This window comes from Flavobacterium sp. ABG (genome assembly GCF_001027725.1).
GTDB lineage: Bacteria > Bacteroidota > Bacteroidia > Flavobacteriales > Flavobacteriaceae > Flavobacterium > Flavobacterium cupriresistens.
Map to the genome: position 1 here is coordinate 24,601 of NZ_LEKS01000012.1, position 24,629 is coordinate 49,229.

The following is a 24,629-nucleotide window of genomic DNA, read 5'->3' on the forward strand; positions in this document are numbered from 1 at the left end:
AATGAAACAAAGAATAGAATTGGTGGTCTTTGATATGGCCGGAACAACTGTTGACGAAGGAAATGTAGTCTACAAAACAGTGCAAAAAGTAATTAATGAAGAGGGATTTACGGTGTCTTTGGAAGACGTTTTAAAACACGGTGCAGGTAAAGAAAAATACCAGGCGATAACCGATATTTTAACAACCTGTACAAGTATAACAAATGTGAAGAGTGTGGCTGAAAAAGCATTCACTAATTTTAAGATTGCTTTAGAAAAAGCATACAACGAATTGGACGTAAAAACTTTTGAAGGCACAGAGGAGCTGTTCAAAGATTTACAGGCCAATCATATAAAAGTGGTTTTAAATACAGGCTATGATAGCAGTACAGCCAATAAATTACTGGATAAACTCGGCTGGAAAGTAGGAGTGACCATTGATGCATTAGTAACTGCTGACGATGTTAAAAACGGACGACCTGACGGTGATATGATTCTAAAAGCAATGGAGCTTATGGGGGTAAATGATTCATTGAAAGTTCTAAAAGTAGGTGATTCGGCTATTGATATTGAAGAAGGAAAAAGCGCCCATTGTGGTATGACAGCGGGAGTTTTGACCGGTGCGCAGACCCGTGAGCAAATTCAGGAAGCTGTTCCTACCTATATCGTTGAAAGTTTAAAAGAATTAAGAGTTATACTCTTATAATATATTGTGTTTATTTTTTTTGAACTCTTCCTTTATTTCAGGTAAAGGAGGAGTTTTTTTGTTTTTACTTATAAGTTGTTGTGATGACTCTGATAAATACTTTTTGGAGAGTATGAAATTTTTTATAAAGTTTTTCCTAGTTTTTCGATTGTATTGTAAGAAAATTTATATTTTTGTTCAAAACAAATAACGGAAGAAGTAATTAAACGGTACGGACTGATTTCAATCTGTAGTGTATCCTGTTGTTTTGTTTTTTCCGTTGTGTAAATTTTTTAAATTATTATTTAGAACTTATGATCACAGTAGAAAAAACAATTCACGCAGGGCAAAAAATAAGCCTTGTTCGTATACTTAGAGACATAAAGAAGAAAAACCAGGTTCAGGCTTTAGAAACGATACTATCGGCTATAGAAAATGATGTACCAATAGAGAAAGAAAAACATCTTGAGAGTGTTAAATCTTTTGGCGTAAGTGTAGAAACGATAGAGTTTGTCGAAGAGAAAACTGTAATGAACCAGAGCATCACTTTTGCTGAAGCGGTTGAAATCGCTTTAATCATGATAGCGGTAATCGGATTATATCTATTTGCCGTTTTAATTCTTTTGATAAAATAATTTAGGAGCTAGAATGAAATCGCACGCGGATTTAGCGAATTTGCGCCGTCTGTTCGCGATTGTTCTGGTAACGAATTCTTTATAAGTACTTTTGCGAAAATCTGCCAGATCTGCTAAATCTGCGTGATAAAAAAGATCAAAACAATCAAGAACGCGAAACATAAAATAGTTTTTACCAGTAACCTAAAAAAGTATTAGATAGAATTAAATTGACGGCTACAGATTAAATCCTTTTAATCTTTTTAATCTGTGGCAAAAAATAATTTGTGGCTATTCGCGAAATGCTAAACGAAAATAGCACGCAGATTTAGCAGATTTAGCGGATTTGCGCTGTCTGTTCGCTATCGTTCGGGTAACGGATTTTTTTATCATTTTTATTGCAAAAATCTGCCAGATCTGCTAAATCTGCGTGATAAAAAAAATCAAAAAACCAAGAATGCAAAATAGAAATAACTCTTTACCAATAGCCTAAAAAAGTATTAGATAGAATTAAATTGATCTCTACAGATTAAATCCTTTTAATCTTTTTAATCCGTGGCAAAAAATAATTTGTGGTTATTCGCGAAATGCTAAACGAAAATAGCACGCAGATTTAGCAGATTTAGCGGATTTGCGCTGTCTGTTTGTTATTGTTCTGGTAACGAATTTTTTTATCAGTTCTATTGTAAAAATCTGCAGAATCTGCTAGATCTGCGTGATAAAAAAGATTAATAAGACTCTAAGACTTGATTCCGTTTTTAATCTCTCTGGGTATTAAAAAAGAAGTATAATACCAACATTTTGGCGGTTGTTGTGCTGCGATTTACAGGAACATGTGGAATTCTACCGTCAAAAAAGATCGAATCTCCTTCTTTTATCAACACTTCATCATCGCCTATGATATACACACATTCTCCCGAAAGCATGTATTTGTATTCGTAAGCATCCGTTTCGACTTTTTCTCTTTGTGAGTTAGGTTTTACTTCTAATAAAACAGCTTCAAATCCGATAGACGAAAGTTGTTTGCCAAAGATATATTGGTAAGTAAAACCTTTTGCATCATCTTCTTTTTCGATAATGGAATTTTCCTCGGCACGGGATACCATGTAATTTTGCCCCGAGGGTTTAGGCATTCCTTCAAAAAAGGCCGAAACTTCAATTTCTAATGCACTAATGATATTTAATAAAACAGGAAGGGAAGGAATTGTTCTTCCGTTTTCAATGCGCGATATTAGTCCATTACTAACTTCGGCAGCATTGGCAACGGTGCTAATTGTTTTTTTACTGTTCTTGCGAATGTCTTTTATTCGTTTACCAATTCCAATTAAATAATCATCCATTCTTTTTGTATTTCTTACGAATATGCAAATTTAACTTGAATTAAAAAAAAATAATTCGTGCTAGTTGGTGTAGGATGACTATATTTTATTCTTAAGAGTTTACTATTTGTAATTTTTGTATTGAATCTTAGTGGAACTGTTTTACCGGATCAAATGCAAAACCTGTGGCGTAGTAAAAAAGGAATGCGAAAATTTAGTTTGTCTAAAACATACATACCTTGTTTATACAATTACACTCTCCAATTTGTCCTTTCGACGAAGGAGAAATCGCATCCAACATTCGACAAAGATTGGCGTTTTTCTTTGCGGAATTTCTTGTGTGATTTCTCCTTCGTCGAAATAACAAAACTACAGAAAGTAAGGCATGAGACTTCGATGATATAACTATTTAAGCTTTAATTTTTTTTACCACAAAATAGCAGATCAGAACAAATACAAGCCACAGCAGATAAACGATACCTAAAGAGTAGCCATAATTAAGTAATGGACTTTTAGCACCATAAGAAGCAGTTGTTATGACCATATTTTGCAATGATTTTCCATTAAAAAACAACCAAGCCATGGCTGCTAAATGTATAATAAGCGTACTGAAGAGATAAGTAAACAAAGGAAACTGTCCTAAAGTAAAAAAGAATTGAGCGACTCTGTTTTTCCAGTTTTCGGCATAGGCCAGAAACAGAAAAATTGGACCAAGTGTAATTGCGAGAAATTCCAGTGAAGCCGGATACTTCGTAAGATTGAAAAACGATAACACGCTCAGGAGTGAAGAACTTCCTGTTTTCCAGGGGATAGATTCTCCGTAGCCATTTAGGCCTCGCAATACAAAAAATGCCGCTATCAGGATAAAACCACTGTACAACAATACCTTTTTTCGAAGTACAGGAGAACTTTCAGATCTGCAAAAGAACCCCCAAAAATACCCCAATAATAAAACACCAAGCCAAGGAAGTAAGGTATAATTTACGATATATAAACTCTGATTGTGTGGTATAAATTTTTGCTGGTGTAACAAATACCAAAGGATAGCATTTGGCGAATCTCCTTTCATTTGTATAGAATCTAATACATGATGACCGATTAGAATAATTAAACTGATCCCTAAGATCCAATTTCTGTTTAAGTATTGTAAACCCGCCATAAAGTATAAGCAAAACCCTAATGAACCGATGATAAAAACGCCAATCGTGCGGTAGTAAGGGTCAAACGTATACAAGAAATTGTTTATGAAAATTTCAATAAGGATCAGCACACTGCCCAACTGGAATAAAGGCCATATATTTTGTTTTTTTGTCTTTTTACCCATCCACTGGAATAATTCAATACCGGCTATAAAAAATACTGCCGGCGCAAAATAATGCGATATAAATCGCGTAAAAAACAAAGAGAAAGTAGTATGATCCAAATCAGCCGGATTGGTGTTCCAGTAATGGAAAAACAATCGGGTATGATCCAGAATGGCAAAAGTCATAACTACCCCCAACAGTATTCTACGGGATTGGAAAGTGCGCTGATCGATAGAGTCCATTTTAATTAAAATTTATAGGTAAAGTTGATCATAAAATTGCTCGGCTTTTGCGGACGTGCATAATAACCGTCACTTACCCAATATTGTCTGTCCAGAATATTGTTGGCTTTAATACCAATTCGATACTTCGGACGATTGTAGAACAGGGTTGCATCAAGAAGATTATAAGAAGAAAGGGTAAAGGTATTGGTGTTGTCAATAAAGGCATCTGAAACATAAGAATTTCCTATTCCCATTCCTAAGCCCTGAGCCTTACCTTTCACAATAGTGTAACTTGCCCAAAGATTAACGACATTTTTTGGAGTACCTGCCGCTCTTTTACCCGCTACATTTGCTGCTGATTTAGTGAACTCATTGTCATTATAACCGTAACTGGCTACATAGTTGAAACCTGAAAAAGGTCTTCCTATAACTTCTATTTCAACTCCCTTGCTTTTTTGTGTTCCGTCTTGTATAACAAAAGTTCCTTGTGGAGTAACTTCATTTCTCAAACTATTAGTGACATCAATCTGATAATAACTTACAGTAGCATTGATTTTATCGGAGAAATCCAACTTAACACCACCTTCCAGTTGTGCCGCTTCCTGAGGTTTGAAAACAGAAATTGTTTTATCCGGTTGTTCCTTAGTACCGATGTTTTTAAAACCATTCATATAATTTCCAAAAACAGATAGTTTATCTTCCAGTATTTGATATACCAGACCAAATTTAGGAGAGAATGCAGTTTGATTGTAGTTTCCAACCGTTGTACGAGATTTTGTATTTGTTGTACCATCTCCAATGTAACGATCGACACGTAAACTGGCCATAACTAAAAGCTGGTCTGTTACGTTGAATACATCCGAAGCATAAACACTATAAGTAGATTCTTTTGTCTGGTTCTGACCTGTGTTTCTTTTGGCTAAAACAGATTCAACATCCTCTATTCTAATTACAGGTGTTGCACCTAGATCATCCAGATTTGCCGGTTCAAAAACCTTTCCGCCATAGCCTAGTCCGTCGTATCGGGTCGATCTAAAGCTGGATAAATAGTCGAAACCGACAACAAGTCTGTTTCTGAAATTACCGATTTTAAAATCTCCTATAAAATTTTGTTGGAAGTTTTTTCTAATACTCTTTTCATCAGTGAATGTTCTAAGTAAACGATCGACTGATGATTTATTTTGCCAGATAAAGTCAAAAATATACAAATCGTCATAATTACCTCCACCGTAAGCATATCGGGATTGAGAAGTCCATTGATCAGAAATTTTGTATTCCGCTTCAAGTAATACATTGGTAGAACCTTGTTTACTTACGAGAGAGTTATCGTTAAGTGAGATACGGTAATCGAGATTAAGATGGTTGAAACTGTTTACGCCTAATGTCGGAGAAACCATCCACCCACCAGGAGCAATTCCCTGTACACTTTGGAAATCAGCATTCAATGTAAATTTCAAACGATCGGATACCTGATAGGTAATACTTGGTGCAATAAGTAAACTAGTACTATTGCCCTGATCCTGAAAAGTGTTTTCGGTCTGGCGGGCAACGTTTAACCTCACGAATAAACCTTCCGCATCTTTAACCGGAGTATTGATGTCTAAGGTCACACGACTCAAGTCCCAACTTCCCATTGTATAGCCAATCTCACCTCCGAAATGGTCATAAGGTTTTTTGGTGATATAATTTACAATTCCTCCAAATGAGGTCATTTGCGCTCCGAAAAGTGTAGAACTTGGTCCTTTATAAGTTTCCACACGTTCTACAGCGGCAAGATCTACACCTGTACGCAGATAAGTCGCCATCCCGTTACGGAAATTTTCACTGGTTTGAAAACCTCTCGAGAAAAAAGAAGGCATTCCCGCTCCGGTTTTTGCAGGGGCAGCTCCCGGAACATTTCTAAAAGATTCTTCGACCGTTAAAGCCATTTGCTCTTTAATAAGTTCCTTGTCTACCACACTATAAACCTGTGAATTTTCCAGATTTTTGATTGGAAGTCGCGACACATATTCACTGTTCTTTTTAGAAGTGATTTTGTATTTGTTTCCGACAATAAAAACCTCATTTAAGGATTCAGCATCAGCGGTAAGGGTAAAGTCCAGAATAATTTCTTCTCCTGTATTTAGGGTTACCGTTTTTGTCTGAGAGGCTAATCCCATAATACTTGCTGTAATGGTATTTGTTTTCGAAGTAAGCTTATCAAATACATACCAACCGTCCTTATCTAATTTAACACTGTATTTTCCATTTAGGCTAACGGTGCCGTACAGCACTTTTTTTCCATCTTCGGTCATAACCTGACCTTTGATGGTGCCGGATTGGCTTTGTTGCGCTTGTGTATGTAAGGACAATAAAAAGAACACAGCAGTAAAGAGTAGGGTGGGTATGTATTTGTTTAATGTTGTAAAATAATTCACGAAAATTGATTTTTTATTTATTAGTGTAAAATGGAGTTACAGGGTTTTTTACAATACCGATATAAGGCAGGTTTTCAAATGGATTGGCGCGATTTCTTAACTGTCTATTATTATTCAGTTGTAATTTATTTAAGGCATCAGGACTGAATTCATCAACAAACAAGTCGAATTTCTTGAAAGATTCACTGAATTCAGGATGTGCAGCTTGATAATCTAAGATACATTCTGCTACAAGTTTCCAAAACTTATCTTCCGGGAAATCGGCATGTTCAACAAGTATTGCAGCAATAAATCGGAAGATAGAATCGAATACTTGTGTAAATAAAGGCAGTGTTTTGCGTTCGTCAGGAACAGTAACAGCAAGTCTTAAAGCTTCTTCAGGAATTTCTAAACTGCAGTTTAGTAACGAAACTTCCTCACCAATATCTTTCATAATGGCATTTACGACTTTATGATCTTCCAGAATAAGGATTAGATTTTCTCCATGCGGCATAAAGACCATGTCCCATTTGTAGAAACAGTGAAGTAATGGACTCAAATAACAGCTAAAGTATTGACGTAACCAATTAGAAGTGGTTAAACCCGATGCTTGGATCAATTCAGGAAGATAGGCTTTCCCTTCATTATCAATGTGAAGCAGTGACGCCATGGTAACCAAACGTTGGTTACCGCTAATTTTGTCTGCCGGGCTTTCTCTCCACAAACAGGCAAACATTTTTTTATAAGGTGTGTCACCCGGGACTGCTGTTTCATAATACTGATGTGCAAAACTTAAACTGGCAATCTCTCTCAAGATGATAAAACCTTTTGACTGTAAATAATGGTCATCCTTTACCAGGTTATAAATCCACTCGTTGATTGGCGGATTAGACAACATAAATTTAGGCGATAAGCCACGTACATAGCCCATGTTCAGTACAGCGATTGCCGTTTTAACATAGAATTTTTCGGGATGTGTGATATTATAAAAAGTTCGTATAGATTGTTGTGGTTGGTATTTGTCTTCATTGTATCCCATACAAACCAAACGATTCGTAGCAATGTCGGCTGAGAAGATATTAGATAATTTATTAAACCATTGCCATGGATGCACCGGCATAAAGAAATAATCTTTTGGATTTAAACCTTTTTCAAGGAGTTGATCGTTAAAGTTTTTTAAAGTTTCTTCGCCAAGTTCCTGTAGCATTACTTTATCATAATCCAAAGGTAGTACGGCAGTAAAAACAGCAGTAGAGCGATGCCCCGCAAGCCATACCAGAGAGAACGGCGCTGCTGCTTCGGGAGCGTATTCTCTGTGATCACTGGAAGTAAAACCGATTCTTCCGTTATTGGCAATAAAACGTGGATGACCGGTCATGGTAGATTCCGTTTGCTGATAGCCGGCACTTAATAACTCCTTTGAGTTTGGTTTGCCATAATAATGCAAGTAAGCACTTCCGGCCAATGTACTGCAGACCTCTTCCAGGTAAACCGGTAAAGATTCCTCAGGAATTCCCAGTTCTGCCTTAAATTCGATGATAAAACTAAGCGCGTCTAATGCAGCAGTTTCACCCTCAGTAAATTTTTCAATAGAATCAGTATCAATATACCAATGGTTTAAAGCCAGTATTTTAGCATTAAATTGATAAGTATTTTTTTCATCTGAACTGCTAAGTTGATAGATTCCCCAGCCGTCTTTGTTTTCGATTAAATTAGGAATTACAAGACGTTCATGAGAGAATTCGGCAAGTATTTTTCTAAGGTGCAGACGGGTTACTTTGTTCCAAACGGATTTTTCTAAATGTTCGGATGCTTGTATTGGAGAGATCAGCGTATCTATATTCATGGTTTTAGCGTATTATAGTTTTTAAAGAGGGACTAGATTAATTTGGTCTGATAAACAGAAAGTGGATTTTTTAAGGTACCGGCAAATTTTTGATTCTTGAAAGGATTGGTCGCATCAAGCATCTTTGAACTGTTTTGCATTTGCAGTCTGTTAGAGCAGGTTTTAATAATCTCTGAATCGAACAAATCATACTTTCTGAATTTATCCTCCAGTTCAGGATATTCGGATTGGTATTCGGTAATACAGTCCGCTACAAGACCCCAAAAATCTTCTTCCGGCAGATTAACATGTTCTACCAATATGTGGTTCAGGTATCGGAAGAAAGAGTCAAATATTTGTGTGAAAATAGTCAGGATTTTAAGGTCCTCAGGAACATTGATGATGATTCGTTTTACCGTTTCAGGCAGTTCTTTTTCCTGATTGACAACGGCTACTTCTTCACCAATATCTTTCATAATGGCTCTGACCGGAACATTGTCGCGGAATACCAAAATCAGATTTTCGCCGTGTGGCATAAAACGCATATCATGGTAGTAAAAACAATGTAAAAGTGGACTTAGATAAGCTTGCAAATAACTTTGAATCCATGCTTTTGCATCCAAAGGAGAAGATTTGATTAATTCTGCCAACAATGAGTTTCCTTCTGTATCGATATGCAGTAAAGCGGCCATAGTCATCAGACGTTCTCCGTTTGCTATTTTATCCATCGGGCTTTCTCTCCAAAGCGTAGACAGCATTTTTTTATAAGGAGAATCAATTTTTATTGCTTCTTCAATATAAGTATTGGTATAACCCACTGTAGCAATCTCTTTTAATGTGGTGAACCCTTTTTTCTGCAGGTAAGCATCATTTTCAACAAGATTCGCAACCCATTCGCTAATCGGTGGGTTTGTTCGCATATAATAAGGAGATAATCCTCTCATAAAGCCCATGTTCAGAATAGAAAGTGCCGATTTAACATAAAAGCGTTTGTTATCGCTTACATTAAAAAAGGTACGCACCGATTGTTGTGGCATGTACAAATCATTACTATCACCTAAACAAACTAATTTTGATGTAGCAATATCGGGTGCAAATAAATAAATCAGCTTATTGTGCCATTGCCATGGATGAATTGGGAAGTAAATATAATCTTGTGGATCGAGTTCTTTTTCTTTAAGCAACAAATCAAAAGATGCTTTTAGATCTGTATCCAATTCCTGTTCCATCACCTGACGGTAACTAAGGGGAGGAATACTGGTAAATTCGGTGTGGCTTTTATGACCGGCAACCCAAACTAAAGAAAGTGGTTTTGCAGCTTCAGGGCTATAATTTTGATAATCTATTGCATCAAAACCTATCCTAGCGCTGTTGGCTATAAAACAAGGATGTCCGGCAGTCATGGCATGTTCAACATCGGCATAACTTGCTGTTGTCAAATCTTTGGCTGTAAGTTCGCTGTTGGTTTGCATATAAGCGCTGCCGTATAGACAACTGATTACTTCTTCCAGGTAAGTAGGCAGATTTGATTCAGAAAAGCCTAATTCTTCTGTAAATTCAAGTAAAAATGCTATAGCATCAAGAGGCTCGGTTTGTTCGTTTGTTGTTTTAGAAATAGAGTTGTTGTCAATATACCAATGATCTAAAGCCAGTAGTTGTGCTTTAAACTGATATTCGGTTACTCCATCTTGGGTACTAAGGCTGTAAAGCCCCCATATTCCTTGAGTATCTTTTAATTCAGGGATAAGTAATAATTCATGTGAAAACTCGCATAACATTTTTCTTAGTTGGAGTCTGTTTACTTTTTCCCATATTTCCGGTTGAAGATGTGATGCGGCAAGTTGAGGATTTAATTGACCATTTTCATGTCTTTGTATTGTGGATTTTTCTTGCATTGTGGTGTAGTTTAATTGATATAATTGGCTTTTCTGTGATGCTCTTTTAAGAGTAGAAAAGGTTTTTTTAAGTGGTATATCGGTTGGGGTTTACAGATTGTAGTTTGTTGGTGATCGACACTGTTGATAAGTAGGATCGGGCGGTTTTATTTTTCATAACTATAAAATAATTATTGACTATTTGACACTTGTTTTTTTAGGTGTTTAGCTTTTTTTTGGGTTAAGGAAACGGGTAGTTTTTTATTTCTGAGATAATTTCATTTCTGTTGTTTTTATGAAAATTACTACATACATTTGTTTTATTCTTATTTATTCTAATTATAAATAACTAATTTTGCTCAGCAAAGCTATTTATAATAAATTTAAATAGCAAAATATATTTACATATTTTTCGTACTTAATTTATCTAATTATTGTTTTAATCCTCACAACATTCATGGAAAAAAGTGAAATAGCCGCTTCATCTGAAGTGGCAACCCAAATAATTCGTTCCAGAAAAAGTATTTATGCAGATTCCTATATAGGGGGTAGCCTACCCGAAGTTGTATTGAATGAGATACTGACCAACGCCACATGGGCACCTACCCATAAAATGACTGAGCCTTGGAGGTTTATTGTGCTCACCGATAGTCAACTTGAAAAGTATGGAGAGTATATGGTTACTTATTACAAGCATCTCTATGAAGAACTCTCCGATGCCGACAAAAGAACGGCAAAGTATAATTATCTGAAAGGATACCCGCTTAAAGCAGCTTGTTTAATTGGGGTGGTACTTTCTAAAAGTACCAAAGTTACTATCCCGGAATGGGAGGAAGTGGCTGCTGTTTCCTGTGCCGTGCAAAACATGGCCCTAAGTGCCACTTCATTTGAGTTGGGTTCTTATTGGGATTCAAGTGGTGCTGCAGTTGAATACGTGAAAAGCTTTGGTTTGGAAGCTAATGAGCAGTCGCTAGGACTCTTTTTTATTGGCTATCCTGATGCTTCGGCACTTTCTGTAACAAAAAGAAGAACCACGATAGACAAAAAAGTTTCGAGGTTTAGATAAGGCCGGTTTCAAAGCGTCTTAAAAAACGGCCGAAACTTATCTTATGCAATTACAACAGTACCGAAAGTGTCACAGATATTCACATTCAACAATAAATAAATTTTAATATTTTCTTTTAAACCCATAATTGTGCTAGTAAAAATACGTTCAATAGTTACTTTATTCAGGATTGCATTGCAAGGAACTGAAAAGAATTTTACTTCAGGAAATGTCAACAGAGCAACTTTCCTGTTATCAGTACCCACCATGTTAGAACTCAGTATGGAGTCTCTATTCGTTTTAGTAGATCTTCTTTTTGTAAGTAGTCTTGGCGAAAATGCCATAACGGTGGTTGGAATTACCAATTCTGTAGTGATTCTGATCCAATCAGTGGCGATGGGTTTGAGTATTGCAGCCACAGCAATGATTTCAAGAAGAGTTGGGGAACAGAAACCGCGCAGAGCGGGACAGGCAGCAATGCAGGTCATTTATCTTGGAATTTTTCTTTCCGTCATCTGTAGTGTTCTGGCCGTAATTTTTAATCAGGAGATTATGCGTTTTGCCGGTGGATCGGAACATCTGGTTACCTATGGCAATACTTTTTCTAAAACGATGTTCGCAGGACTGATTTTTATGATTATGCGTATCTTGATTAATGGGGTTTTTAGAGGATCGGGTGACGCTTCTATGGCGATGCGAACGCTGGCTTTTTCAAATATTCTGAACGGATTTTTGTGTGCCGTACTGATTTTTGGATTAGGACCCTTTCCTAAATTAGGTTTATTAGGAGCTGCCGTAGCTATGGTGATTGCAAATGTCTTTAGCGTAGCCTATCAGCTGTGGTATCTTTTTAGAAACAATACCACAATTAGCATAGGAAAACGACAGTTAAAGATGGTTCCTGCCTTGATGAAACGCATACTAAAATTGGCAACAGCAGGGATGATTCAAAACCTGGTACCTTCTTCAAGCCGATTTTTAATGATTGTGATCGTTGCAAAACTGGGCGAAAATGTACTGGCAGGGTATATCATTGCTAATCGTATCATCATGTTTAGTGTTTTACCGGCATATGGTATTGCAAATGCTGCCGGTGTATTAACGGGACAGAATCTTGGAGCAAAACAACCGGAAAGGGCAGAAGCCTCGGTATGGAAAACAGGGACATTTAATATGTGTTTCCTTGGACTGATTGCTATTTTCTTACTGTTTTACGCTAAAGCGCTGGCCGGTTTTTTTACACATGATGAAGAAATTCTTTCCTATGCAAGTACCTACCTGCAATACATGGCTATCGCTTACTTTTTCTTCGGTTATACCATGGTGATTTCGCGTGCTTTAAATGCGGCGGGTAGTGTAAATACGGTAACGATGCTTTACATCCTTATGTTTTACATGATCCAGCTTCCTTTGTCTTATTTACTGGGCATGTATTACGAATGGGGACCAAAAGGAATTTTTATTGCCATTTTGATCTCCGAAATTGTGCTTGCAACCAGTAGTGTACTTGTTTTTAGAACCGGGAAATGGAAAACGGTAGAGTTGTAAAATAGTTTGATCAATTGAAGGGGGGTAGATTTTGTGGTTGTTTATGCTACGAATTTCGCGAATTGGCACGAATTATTTTTGCCACTGATTGAAAAGATTTGCACAGATTATCTAATTATTTTGATCTTGTCTTGCTCTGTTTTTAAGTTATTGGTTAATAGGTTGTTTTGCCACGAATTTCACGAATTGGCACGAATTTTTTTTGCCACTGATTGAAAAGATTTTCACAGATTATCTAATTATTTTAATCTTGCCGTACACTATTTTTAAGTTATTGATTAATAGGTTGTTTTGCCACGAATTTTCACGAATTATTTATTTGGCACCGATTAAAGGTCTAAAATGATTTCATCCATTTTGGGACGCAAAAAAAATAATTCGTAAAAATTCGTGTAATTCGTGGCGAAAAAATTCTATCCGTCTCCACAACTTTTGGACTTGATCCATAACCATACGTTTACTTAATTTTACTGGACTGGATGAATTCTGAAAAGGCATTGGCATCCCCATTAAATACATCAAAATCATTTAATTGATCATCCAACATGTAGCTTGCAGATTTTTGCCAAAGTATCCAGCCTGTTGATTTCCATATAGTCGGTAAGGCTAAAGAGTTGCTGTAATCTGCAATCCATAAGTAGAAATTGGCAAATTCAGGGTTAGTCAGGTATTTATTTGCGGTATTGTTGGTGGTGTATAAAATAGGTTTTCTCCCTGTTTTTTGCTGTAGTAAGGTTAAGAATTGTAATAAGTTGGGTTGGATATTTTCGCTATTAATTCCGGGATCGATGCTTACCCCTTCAAAATCGACAATAGGAGGGAAGTCGGTGTCTAGAATGGATCCAACAGTTTGCAGATAATGAGCGGCTTGTTTTGCCGGATCGTCATTGCAATGATAAAAATGATAAGCGCCGCGAACATAGCCTTTTGTTTGAATGGCCTGCCAATTGGTGCTGAAATTTGAATCTGTATAGGTTATTCCTTCTGTTGCTTTACAAATTACAAAAGAGAGTTTATCGGTTTGTTTAGTAAGAAAACTGATTTCATTTCCTTGGTATCTTGAAATATCAATACCAAACACGGTGAAGTTATTGTTTACGGGCTCAGCTGTGCTCATTGTTATTGCTTTTATGGGTTTATTCCTTCTTCTCTAATAGTAAGATGTGATGCATGATGATTACTTGTTTTAGGGTCGATTTGAACGGATTAAAAGTAATTAATAGTAAAATTATATTGGCAAAACGTATAAAGGTTAAAGAGAGTTAAACTATTAAAAATGAATATATTTATGCAAGAGATCTTAACCTTTTTTTATTGTTTTGAATGTTTTTGTAAATAAAAGACTAATAACAGCAAGGTGAGTAAAAAGATGAATAATCGAAAGGATTTAATTTATAATTATGGAAGTGTCTCCTGAAAATTTTTATAAATAGCAAAGATGAGATCGCAGAACTATCTAAAGTATGTTCCTAATGATGAAATTGGGTATGATCTAACGAGAAGAAATTATAAAAAACATTTTTGTTTTTTGATGTGAGACGCTGGATTCAATAGGTTTTTTAGGGTTAAGGTTTCAATTAAAATTCGAAACATTTTCCCGGAATAAAAAGAAAAAATCCTTTGACAGTCTTACTTGCCAAAGGATGTTATAAAGTGTTTTTGTATTGGAGTTTACTTAATTGTAACAGGGCTATAGGTCTCTGTAGGATCAGAGTTCCCTCTTTTGTACCTCATCGCAAAGTATTCGCCAGGAGGTGTATTGGCAGGTACTTTAAAAACAGCTTTATAGGAAGTAACGTTTACAATTTCCAGTGGATAAACCACATTTGGATCTTCATAGTTAAAAAGCTCTACTGCCGTAATGGTGTTCAATTGACTACCTCTGACTTCAATAGTTTCTCCCTTATTTTTAGAGGCAGGAAAACCATATCTTTCGACGTTAAAATCCGGAGAATCTGCAATTTCAATTTTAAATCTGTTTTCAACAATTGAATTTTGCAACGTATAGGCTCCATTTTTTATACGAAGATCGTACTTACCATTAGGCATGTTTTCTGGAAGAAAGTAATAGACACCATAATTTAAAAACGGCGAAGTACCGGTTCCTTTGCCTACATAGACGGTTTCTGCGGTATATTCTTTTTGGTCAGTGGCGGCAACGAAGTAAACTTTTGTTTCTTTTTGGCTTAGCCATAAATTGTCTATATGATCGGTCTGACCATTGTTTACCTGGCTTTGCAAAAGACCTTTATACAGTGTTTCGGGATGATGTGCTGTCCAGGCTCTGGGTTGTTTTTGTCTTAAGTCAATTTTTAGTGTATACTGTTTTTTTGTTCCGGCTTTTGAAGTAACGGTAAACAGAGCCCCGTCTTTAAAAGGAATTTCTGTACCTGATGCAGGAGCAATAACAGCTTCCTGACCAAGAATAATAGTCGGTTTGATAGTTTCCGGAAGGGTCATATAATTGCTCCAGGTAATCACGATCTCGTTTTCTGTCAGGGCAGCACTCAAAGTATTGTTTTCTGCATCTTTTATGATGAAGGATTCAATTTGGTTGTATCCCGGAACTTTTATCACATCGCCCGGAATATCATTTATTTTATCTACGTATTCGGTGTCACAAGAGAAAAATAACAGTGCTGAAAAAAGTGTCGCAGCCTTACACAAAAGGAGGTTGACAGTATTTCTTTTATTCATGATGGTATTGTTTATTTAATTTTTTAAATAATTTTATTAATTTTGCAGCTTATTGATTAAGTCTGTGTATTTTTTTAAATGCCTGCACTTACAATGTTTGCGGTAACTTTATAAAGCCGTTTTTAAGCCATGGGGGAATAAGTCGTTAAAGTAATTATGCAATGGATAGCCGGTCAGCTTTTATTACAATTTTCTCTAGCAGTTTTATGATCCCATGTTTTTTTATATTGTTATTAATTATTTTACTTGTGTCCAGTTATAAGTTACAACACTGTTTGAAGCTCCCGGAGTAACAGCAGTTACTTTAACAAGGTATGCCTCTGTTGCAGTTGAAGGACTTGTAACAGATTGTGAATTTGTACCTGAAGTCGTTTTCCAGATCACAATTGCTTTTGAAGGTGTCATAACATGTGTAAGTATGTTATAAGAATAATATCCTAAACCGTAGTTAAATCCTGAAATAGTTCCGTTATATCCTAATACATTGTATGGATCCGCTGGTGATGTACCAACATTTGTAGAAACGTTTTTAACCACAATACTTGAATTCCAGCTATTCCAGTTTGCACAAGTTTGGTTTAAAGCTACAGTACCTACGTACCATCTGTCTGTATTACCTACAGGACGGATAGAACCTCCGTAGATACCTTCCCACTGTACATTTACGCCACCGATTGTAGCGGCAACAGGAGTCCAGTTGGTGTAAGTAGACGATGGTGCTGCCGTTCTGGTAACCGTAACAGTTGCATTAGTAACGGTACAAAGTGCTGCTATTTTAGACGTTTTATTAGTCGCTTCTTTTTGAGCACTTGCTTGCGATTGTAAATCAGTAGTTTGGTCGTCAGAGCTACAAGATGTAAGTGAAATAGCAGCCAATGCTATAATTGAAAAGATTATTTTTTTCATAATATATTTAATTTTAATAGGGTTAATTGGCTCATTTTTGTACCACTTGCAGTAAGGACAGGCATTTTTTATTTTAAAAAGTTTTAATTGGTTATCCTAAACGGAAGTTTCATTGTTTTCGTGGTTTGATAACTTTCCATCATAAACCAATAATCGGTATTGGGCTGAAGCGTTGGTAAATTGTTGAGATCGTCAAAGAAAACATACCATGCATAATAACTGCCAATGTCGACTCCATCATTATACTGTTTCATTTGCCACTTTTTGTTTCCCTGTGCATCAACTACAAATAATTTGGTTACCTGATAAGACGGAAGGAAATTTTCTCCAAGTACCGTTACCGAAGTATTCGTATTTATAGTAAAATCCGGGGATCCATCTGACACTTCCTCTACGATTAGCTTAGGTTGTTGTATTACAATTTTAACCGTGTAGACCGCTGTTGTACCATCTGCCGCTTTTGTGGTGTAGGTAACAGGCTCTTTACTAAAAACAGGAAGAAGTTCAGTGGTAGCCGGTGAAATAGTAGTTTTTGCAGGTAATGTTACCGCTACTTCAAGGTATTGATATTCGTAATAGGCCGGTAAATATACCGTAATGGTTTTTTCAAGATTATTTACAGCGCTATGTATAGCTTGAGCTTCGCCGGGATTGGTAACGCGAAAAGATACAATTCGCCTGGCGTCAAGATCGGTTATAATTTCGGTTTTAGTTTCTCCTTTAACATCTGTCCATCGCTCTTCCTCATTATCACATGCGGTTAATAATGCGAGCATGGTAAAAGACATCAAAAATAAAACTCCTTTAAAATGGTCAACTTTGGTTTTCATAGTAATTGGATAGCTTATTTAATTTCAAATTTGGTACTTCCGGCTGGCACTAATACGTAATCGAAAGTGTAGAACATATGAGGGGTGTCTTTAAACCATTCCGCCGGATTATAGACATCCTTATACACCGAGATCATTTTAATTTTAGCATAATTGCCATTTGCAGTTTTAAGGATAATAGTTCTTGCAGGAATCACTGTTCCTTTGGTTGTTTTAAGCGATTCTCCGAGAGCATAAGCCACGTGTGCTTTCTTTGGGTCGTTGTTGCCCAAAACATCGCCACCAAAATCATATAGATACCAGCCAATTCCATTACCAAAGGAGCCGGCATCATCTGTACCAATAAGGTCTACCCCCGTTTTAAACTGACTGTCTGCCGGTATATCAACGACTTGATCAAAGTGTTTGGCTACGATCATAATTCCACCGGAACCGCCTGCTTGAAATCCATTGTTTTTGGTATCGCTGCCATTATTTCCAGACAAAAAACTGGCGTAAAGACCACCAAAGGCTAAATCCCATTTGCGTGTTTTTACATAAGATCCATCTACCGCTTTGTTGTCCTCAAGACTGTAATACAAAGTTGCTGAAGGTTTCGTTGGATTCTCATCGGAAGTACTACCCTGGTAATTTTTTACACGGGTAACTTTATAAAACAAGGCATTATTAGCAGGGGGTGTTCCCGGATTTCCTCCGGTTTCTTTTTCCGGTATTTCTGTTTTGTTTTCATCAGAGGAACAGGCAGTAAATAGGGAAGTAATCAGTAAAAGTGTCAGTATGCTTTTGGTGAATTTCTTTGTTGGAACTTCAAATTTTTTCATGGGATATTATTTTGTGTTTAAATTTTTGCTACCATCATTTTGCACGAAGTACTTGAAGGTAAAATAGGGGGCAGGCCAGTTAAGATCGGTCACTGCTGGCGGATTACCTTTATAGGCGTTTATAAGCTGCAATTTTGCATATTTGCCGTCCGGCAGTCTAATGGCATAGGTACGATTTGGTATCGCCTGCATGATGTGAGTACTTAGACTGTAGTAAAACCAGCCAAGTGAACTTTCTGAGGATGCCCATCCTATTTTAGTGATATCACTGTTGTTAAAATCAGCATCGGCAGGTGCTTTATCTACGTTTTGATACGCTTCGTTGATCAGTACTACTGCTGTATTTGCTGCTGGTCCTTCAAAACCGGGATTGTATTGATACTTCGCATTGTTGATAAAGACCTCGCTATTGTAGGGTCCGGTGAATGCAAGATCCCAGTCGTTTGTTTTCATAAATTTTAAGGAGTCCGCTTTGGTGTGCAACCAGATTTGTTTTTGGTCGCTAAAACGGAACAGAAACGTGTGAAAGTTTCGATTTTCTTTTCCTTTTGTACCATCGCCCATTGCAGCTCCGGTATCACCTGCAAGATCTTTTATTACGATGCTTTTACCATCTTCAAGACCGGAAGTTGTATTTTCTTCGTTACTACTGCACGAGGTTAGGCTCAGTACAGAGAGTATTAGAAGCGCAAAAGAGCACTTTTTTATAGTTCGGATTGTTGTCATTATAATTTTATTTAAAGTTGTGGAATTATTTTTATTACTCTTTAAAGAAACGATACGTTACACCGGCAAGGATTATGCGTCCCGGTTGTCCCGGCATTAGCGGATCTGTATAGTTGAAAATATTATCGGCTGTAAGTCTGATTCTCAAATGATCTTTTAACAGCTGTTTTTCAAGACTGGCATTGGTGAGGAAGTAGTCTTTCACAAAAATGTCATATTTGTCTATGAATTGGTTTCCGTTGCGATCACCAAAAGGATATTTACCTCTGAAATTTACCCTGACATTGGCATTAAGCTTCCATGGCGCATGATTGTAAAAAAGAGTAGCATTAGCCATATGACGAGAACGATTCTCAATTCCCCAATAATCTGAAGGCCTTGGTTTATAAGATCTTCCCGTGGCAGGATCGTGTATGTTTTGACTATAAGGCCATTTTCCGGAACTAATGCTGTCTTTAATACTCAGGTCTTTGGCTATTAAATATTGGTAACCTGCACTTATTTCCAGATTTTTTATTGGACTGGCTTTAAAGGAAAGTTCAAACCCCTTATTAACAGCTTCCGGCAGGTTTTGATACGTGTAAATAATGCGATTATTACTTCCGGTAGCTACCTGTATGCTGTTAATTTGATTGGTTATTTTATGATAGAATAAATTTCCTTCGGCCTTAAATCCTTTCGAAAGCTGCAGCGTTAATCCCGTATTGTAAGAAGTACTTTTCTCGGCCTGCAGATTTCCCGCGGTCTGATTTAGTATATATTGTCTGATTTCGCTAATTTGTCCATCTTGCTGTAACTGTTGTAAAGTGGGTGCCAGAACGGCATTACCAATTACAAGATAGTTGCCGGTAGAGTTATAAAAAACCAGATAATTCGTCTTGAAATCCGGAGCTTTAAAACCAGTACCGATACCTGCCTTAAAAGTTATTTTCGGACTGATAAAATATTGTAAACCAAAACTAGGATTGATCCTTCCTCCAAAATTATTAGTATGATCGTATCGCAGCCCACCAACAGCTTTTAGTTTTTCAAATGGAGTCCATTCCCCCTGAACATAAGAAAAGAAGGTGTTTAACGAATTTACGTTGGTAAGCGCATCGTCGTTCATATTTTCTGTACTACCACCAATTCCAGCCACGATTTGGTATGAATTAGTTGGACTGTATGAAAATTGCTGCTCAAAACGATGTAAGGTCTGTTTAAAGACGTCCTGACTGGCGGTCGAATTACTTTGTTGCCAGGCAACACTCATGTCTGCCCTGTAATTGGTGAGATAATAACGGGTATTACTTCTAAAATTTGGGCTAAATCGATGGTCTAACGAGACAGAAAGATTAATATCCTGTTCGTCTTGGTAATCTCCGGAGACATGCCCCAGTCCGAAGTCTTTCTGCATGTAGGAACGACGAAGTCCATAACGACCGCTTAAATTTAAAAAGCTGTTTTCATTTAACTCATAGCGGGATCTTCCCTGAAGACTGTAATTCTCATAGGGTGGGGAAGTAGTACCTTTGATGTATTTTGAATTGGTATTAAAACCGTCTGTTCTGTAATAATTGGCGGCCATATTTGCGGTAGCCTTGTTTTTGAGAAATGGTGTTTCCCCCTCTAAAGTAGCATCTACTATATTTAGACTTCCATAACTAATGCCGGCCTGTAGCTGAGGATCAAGCACACCATTTCTTGTAATAATATTGATTGTTCCGCCAAGCGCTTCGCTTCCGTAAAGACTGGAGGAGGCTCCTTTTATGATTTCGATGCGTTCAATATTAGAAACACTGATTCGCGAAAGATCAAAATTCCCGTTGTTGCGACCTACCATAGGCTGGCCATCAATTAGCACCATAATATACTCGCTGCCAAAGCCCTGCATTTGAACACCCACAGATCTTGCACCGCCACCAATATTATTGACGATCGCAATTCCGGTCTGCTCTTTCAGGATTTCATCCAATCTTCGACTCCCCATAAGTTCTATGGTTCTGCGGTCGATTACGGTTACAGGCATGGCACTATATTTTGCATTGATCAGGTTTTCCGGGTTACTTTTTGTTTTGTTACCAATTACATTTACTTCTTTTAAATCAATCGCAGCTTCCATTTTTATCTGCAGTGGTTTGATTGCTTGTCCGTTTAGTATAATCTCCTGAACATGGTCTTTAAAGCCTGCAGTTGCGATTCTGATGGTGTAAACCCCATTAGGCAATTCTGTAAACGAAAAAGAACCGTTAGTAGCAGTTGTGGTGGACTTACCGATAGGCTGCAATTCGACGAAAGCGTCTGAAATAGGATCACCATTATGCTGAATTATACCACTTATTGCTGTTTTGTTTTGTGCATGTGTTATACTGGTAAACAGTAGTACAAAAACATGGAGGGCTGCGCTTTTTAGGAACGTTGTAATTTTGTTGCTTTTCATTTCAATTATTGTTGTAGGAAAATAATCTTCCTACTATCTTTATTTAGACTGTGTAAAAATAATAATTAAAATAGTATTGATAGTCTTTTTTTTACATGTTTAATAAAATAGCGTTAAATTGTTAAATATTGAACTTAAGTTAACAAATGAGATAAGATTGTTTTAATTGTTTAAAATCAATTCATTAGTTGTGTTATTTTATAATAGACAGAAAAATATCTTTAAGAAAAAATTAACATAAATAGCTAAGGCCTAAAATCATTTTTCTAAGTTTGAAAGCGTCGAATTAATTATAGGATGTATTCAAAAATTAAATTTAATGTAGCATCTAATCTTTAATTCTTCAGAAAACAGGAAGTTTTATTGCTTTTTCTTTATTCGAATAGTTGTGAAATGGAGTAGAATATTGTAAGAATTTGAATTTTCAGAAGTATAAACCGGAACATCTTATATAATAGTTTGACCAGCTACATTGTTGCCCCGTCAAGCCCGATTTCTTGCAATTTTGTCATTTCGAAGAAGGAGAAATCAAATCCAATATTCGACAAAGATTGGTGCTTTTCTGTATGGAATTTCTTGCGTGATTTCTCGACTTCGCTCGAAATGACAAACTGGTTGTGTTTCTTAGGTAACCTAAATTTTAAGATTCGTTTTTTTACCGCTTCAAAGGTTGTAGACCTAATACCCCAAAAAACAAATCTGACAGGTTTCAAAAACCTGTCAGATTTACTTCAAAGAGAGGCTTTTTCTCCAATCTAATTTCTTGTAATTTGTCATTTCGACGAAGGAGAAATCACATCCAATATTCGACAAAGATTGACGCTTTTCTGCATGGAATTTCTTGTGTGATTTCTCGACTTCGCTCGAAATGACAAATTGCTTATGTTTCTTAGGTAACCTAAATTTTGAGATTCGTTTTTTTGACCGCTTCAAAGGTTGTAGACTTAATACCCCAAAAACCAAATCTGACAGGTTTCAAAAACCTGTCAGATTTACTTCAAAGAGAGGCTTTCTCTAATCTAATTTCTTGTAATTTGTCATTTCGACGAAGGAGAAATCACACCCAATATTCGACAAAGATTGGCGCTTTTCTGTATGGAATTTCTTGCGTGATTTCTCGACTTCGCTCGAAATGACAAACTGGTTGTGTTTCTCAGGTAACCTAAATTTTTGAATTCGTTTTTTTCTACTTCAAAGATTGTAGACCTAATACCCCAAAAACCAAATCTGACAGGTTTCAAAAACCTGTCAGATTTACTTCAAAGAGAGGCTTTTTCTAATCTAATTTCTTGTAATTTGTCATTTCGACGAAGGAGAAATCACACCCAATATTCGACAAAGATTGGCGCTTTTCTGTACGGAATTTCTTGTGTGATTTCTCGACTTCGCTCGAAATGACAAACTGGTGTTTTTTTAGGTAACCTAAATTTTGGATTCGTTTTTTTACCGCTTCAAAGGTTATAGACTTAATACCCCAAAAACTAAATCTGACAGGTTTCAAAAACCTGTCAGATTTACTTCAAAGAGAAACCTTTTCTTCTAATCTCAAAAACAAATTTACTTAATCCAAATCTCTTTAAAACTCGAATTATTCAGTAGGGAATAGTATTTTTTTGAAGGCATGTGCAGCAAGATGCACCTGTACAGTCCAGTCCTCAGCAGCGTTGTCTCCGGCATCATCTGAAATATACTTTAGACAGAGAAAAGGGATGTTTTCCATTTTTGCAATTAAAGCCAGCGGATAAGCTTCCATATCGATTACATTGTAGGCGTCATTGATGTGATTCATCTCGAAGCTGTCTCCTGTTCCGCAAATTCCTTCCTGCAGACCACCCATAGAATGACCGTGTTCAAGTACGACAGGAATACCCGAGAGTGGCGTTTCGTACTCCAAAAAACCAAGGCCTCTAACATCCATATCACGCTGAATAAAATTTCTGCAGCATATTACTTCGCCTTTATTAAAACGACTACTTCCGGCGGAGCCCAGGTTAATGATCAATTTTGGCTTTTGATGGATTATAGCTTTGGTCAATGCTATCGAAGCATTTACTTTCCCAATACCGGTTACCAATTTATTCATTCCGTCAAAATCATTTCCAGCTTCTGACTCCAGTGCAAAAACAAAAAGAGTTTCTGAAACATTAAAACGGTAGTTGTTATCTAGTAGTATCATTAATTTTTATTTCATTGGTTTTAGCGATGTGCTAAAAAAGTATGAGCCAAAGATATTAAAAAATGCAGCAGCACTCCATTTGATTCTACAGTATCAAAAGATATCTTAAAAAGGAGAAATGACAGACAAATAACAGGGAAGTGATTCTTGTATTTTAATCCAAAGACTACCTATTGAGATCGTTGTTTTTTAAGGTTGAAGTATAAAAATCAAACCCATTCCTCAAGTGTGACAAAATCATCAGGCAGATAAGTGAGATATTGTACCATTCGGGGACTTTTTCCTTTGTTTGGTGTAGCACAGTGCGGCAAAGTATTGTTCCAGATTATAAAATCGCCGGCATCGCCAAGTATAGGTTTTGGAAGTAAAGTTTTAAGTGCCTTTTCTCTTGGGTTTTCACCGGCTTCAAGGGCATTCAGCCAGTTATTTATGTGGTTATGAAACTCCGGCACACAATGAAAAGCACCATCATCGGCACCACAATCGGTGAGATAAAGTAGTCCCTGAAGTCCAAACGGAATAGGTTGTTTTAAATTAGTATCCCAATGAAGAGGACTTCCGATAAAAGTAAAATCTTCGGTTTCAGGAGGGTTAAAACTTACTTTATCAATGGTTTTGTATATTTTGTTAGTATTATAAAGTTGTTCGTAAGCCTTTTTAATTCTTGGAGACAATCGATTTCTGTTTAAGGTCGCATGATCCGAAAAATTAAGCATTAGTCCCTTTTGATTCTCATGCCTTTTGTACCAGGTTTCTTTAGTGTCGGGGTCCATTTTTAAAAAATCCCAAATAGCCTGCTGCGTAGCTTCACAATCCTTTTTTGAAATTGCATTTTTCACAATGACGTAACCATTTTTGTCCCAAAATTGCAGATCTTCATCTGAAAGTACTTTGGCCGACAAGTCTTCAAACTCGGAATTTTCGTTTTTCCGATTGGTGTTAATCCAAACTTTAAAAGTTTCGAAATCAGGTTTTTCAAAGTATAAAAACTGTAGTACATTTTCGATACTAATCCCTAGCTGGTATAAGGTTTTAATTTCATCATCCCAGGTTTGCTTAGTATTTGTAGCAGAAGAACCGGATGGGTTTAAAGTGCGCTTCCATAGTTTTTCAAGAATAGTCCAAGGCATATTTTTTTAGCGTTTATGGTTTTGCGGATTTAAATTTACTTCGAATTTTAACCATTTTGAAATCTTATTTCACAGCACACAAATGAATTCTTCCTTTTATCGTAAGATAGT

At 36.6% G+C, this 24,629-nt stretch carries 18 protein-coding genes; 4 read left to right on the forward strand and 14 right to left on the reverse strand.

What is annotated here, in order from left to right; translation table 11 throughout:
* The first annotated feature begins 1 nt into the window (after position 1).
* Positions 2 to 685, forward strand: a complete 684-nt coding sequence (locus AB674_RS13440) for a phosphonatase-like hydrolase (protein WP_047777389.1) — start codon at positions 2 to 4, stop codon at positions 683 to 685.
* 293 nt (positions 686 to 978) lie between these two features.
* Positions 979 to 1,299, forward strand: a complete 321-nt coding sequence (locus AB674_RS13445) for a hypothetical protein (protein ID WP_053004266.1) — start codon at positions 979 to 981, stop codon at positions 1,297 to 1,299.
* Positions 1,300 to 2,036: 737 nt separating this feature from the next.
* Here the strand turns inward: AB674_RS13445 and AB674_RS13455 are convergent.
* The 5 genes from AB674_RS13455 to AB674_RS13475 all read right to left on the reverse strand — a co-directional run bounded on the left by AB674_RS13455 (position 2,037) and on the right by AB674_RS13475 (position 10,241).
* Complete coding sequence (locus AB674_RS13455; protein ID WP_047777391.1) at positions 2,037 to 2,618, reverse strand: helix-turn-helix domain-containing protein; 582 nt, start codon at positions 2,616 to 2,618, stop codon at positions 2,037 to 2,039.
* Between the two features lie 388 nt (positions 2,619 to 3,006).
* Positions 3,007 to 4,143, reverse strand: a complete 1,137-nt coding sequence (locus AB674_RS13460; RefSeq protein ID WP_047777392.1) for a hypothetical protein — start codon at positions 4,141 to 4,143, stop codon at positions 3,007 to 3,009.
* Between the two features lie 5 nt (positions 4,144 to 4,148).
* Positions 4,149 to 6,542 (reverse strand): TonB-dependent receptor, encoded by a 2,394-nt coding sequence (locus tag AB674_RS13465; protein ID WP_131701546.1) that lies wholly within the window; start codon positions 6,540 to 6,542, stop codon positions 4,149 to 4,151.
* A gap of 13 nt (positions 6,543 to 6,555) precedes the next feature.
* A complete protein-coding gene (locus AB674_RS13470) occupies positions 6,556 to 8,367 on the reverse strand; it encodes an IucA/IucC family protein (RefSeq protein ID WP_047777394.1) in 1,812 nt (603 codons plus the stop codon).
* A gap of 32 nt (positions 8,368 to 8,399) precedes the next feature.
* Positions 8,400 to 10,241, reverse strand: coding sequence for an IucA/IucC family protein (locus AB674_RS13475; protein WP_047777395.1), 1,842 nt, complete (start codon positions 10,239 to 10,241; stop codon positions 8,400 to 8,402).
* Between the two features lie 436 nt (positions 10,242 to 10,677).
* Between AB674_RS13475 and AB674_RS13480 the strand changes: the two genes are divergently transcribed.
* Both AB674_RS13480 and AB674_RS13485 read left to right on the forward strand, forming a co-directional pair.
* On the forward strand, positions 10,678 to 11,286 hold the full coding sequence (locus tag AB674_RS13480) for a nitroreductase (RefSeq protein ID WP_047777397.1): 609 nt from the start codon (positions 10,678 to 10,680) through the stop codon (positions 11,284 to 11,286).
* A 129-nt stretch (positions 11,287 to 11,415) separates the two neighbouring features.
* The gene (locus AB674_RS13485; protein WP_240478093.1) at positions 11,416 to 12,813 is read left to right on the forward strand and encodes an MATE family efflux transporter; all 1,398 of its coding nucleotides are present in this window, start codon (positions 11,416 to 11,418) and stop codon (positions 12,811 to 12,813) included.
* Between the two features lie 457 nt (positions 12,814 to 13,270).
* Here AB674_RS13485 and AB674_RS21900 read toward each other — a convergent pair whose 3' ends face one another.
* The 9 genes from AB674_RS21900 to AB674_RS13540 form a co-directional block, all read right to left on the reverse strand.
* Positions 13,271 to 13,930: a GH25 family lysozyme gene (locus AB674_RS21900; RefSeq protein ID WP_053004269.1), complete on the reverse strand. Its 660-nt coding sequence runs from the start codon at positions 13,928 to 13,930 to the stop codon at positions 13,271 to 13,273.
* A 554-nt stretch (positions 13,931 to 14,484) separates the two neighbouring features.
* Positions 14,485 to 15,510, reverse strand: a complete 1,026-nt coding sequence (locus AB674_RS21905) for a hypothetical protein (protein ID WP_053004270.1) — start codon at positions 15,508 to 15,510, stop codon at positions 14,485 to 14,487.
* A 237-nt stretch (positions 15,511 to 15,747) separates the two neighbouring features.
* Positions 15,748 to 16,416 carry a hypothetical protein gene (locus AB674_RS13500; protein ID WP_047777398.1) on the reverse strand — a complete coding sequence of 223 codons (669 nt, stop codon included), beginning with the start codon at positions 16,414 to 16,416 and terminating at the stop codon, positions 15,748 to 15,750.
* An 83-nt stretch (positions 16,417 to 16,499) separates the two neighbouring features.
* Positions 16,500 to 17,246: a hypothetical protein gene (locus tag AB674_RS13505; RefSeq protein ID WP_047777400.1), complete on the reverse strand. Its 747-nt coding sequence runs from the start codon at positions 17,244 to 17,246 to the stop codon at positions 16,500 to 16,502.
* A 14-nt stretch (positions 17,247 to 17,260) separates the two neighbouring features.
* Positions 17,261 to 18,067, reverse strand: coding sequence for an HmuY family protein (locus AB674_RS13510; RefSeq protein WP_047777402.1), 807 nt, complete (start codon positions 18,065 to 18,067; stop codon positions 17,261 to 17,263).
* A gap of 6 nt (positions 18,068 to 18,073) precedes the next feature.
* Positions 18,074 to 18,793: an HmuY family protein gene (locus AB674_RS13515; protein ID WP_047777403.1), complete on the reverse strand. Its 720-nt coding sequence runs from the start codon at positions 18,791 to 18,793 to the stop codon at positions 18,074 to 18,076.
* Positions 18,794 to 18,827: 34 nt separating this feature from the next.
* Complete coding sequence (locus AB674_RS13520; protein WP_082210639.1) at positions 18,828 to 21,212, reverse strand: TonB-dependent receptor; 2,385 nt, start codon at positions 21,210 to 21,212, stop codon at positions 18,828 to 18,830.
* Between the two features lie 1,588 nt (positions 21,213 to 22,800).
* A complete protein-coding gene (locus AB674_RS13535) occupies positions 22,801 to 23,388 on the reverse strand; it encodes a nucleosidase (RefSeq protein WP_047777408.1) in 588 nt (195 codons plus the stop codon).
* Positions 23,389 to 23,597: 209 nt separating this feature from the next.
* Positions 23,598 to 24,518: a phytanoyl-CoA dioxygenase family protein gene (locus AB674_RS13540; RefSeq protein ID WP_047777410.1), complete on the reverse strand. Its 921-nt coding sequence runs from the start codon at positions 24,516 to 24,518 to the stop codon at positions 23,598 to 23,600.
* Positions 24,519 to 24,629: the final 111 nt, after the last annotated feature.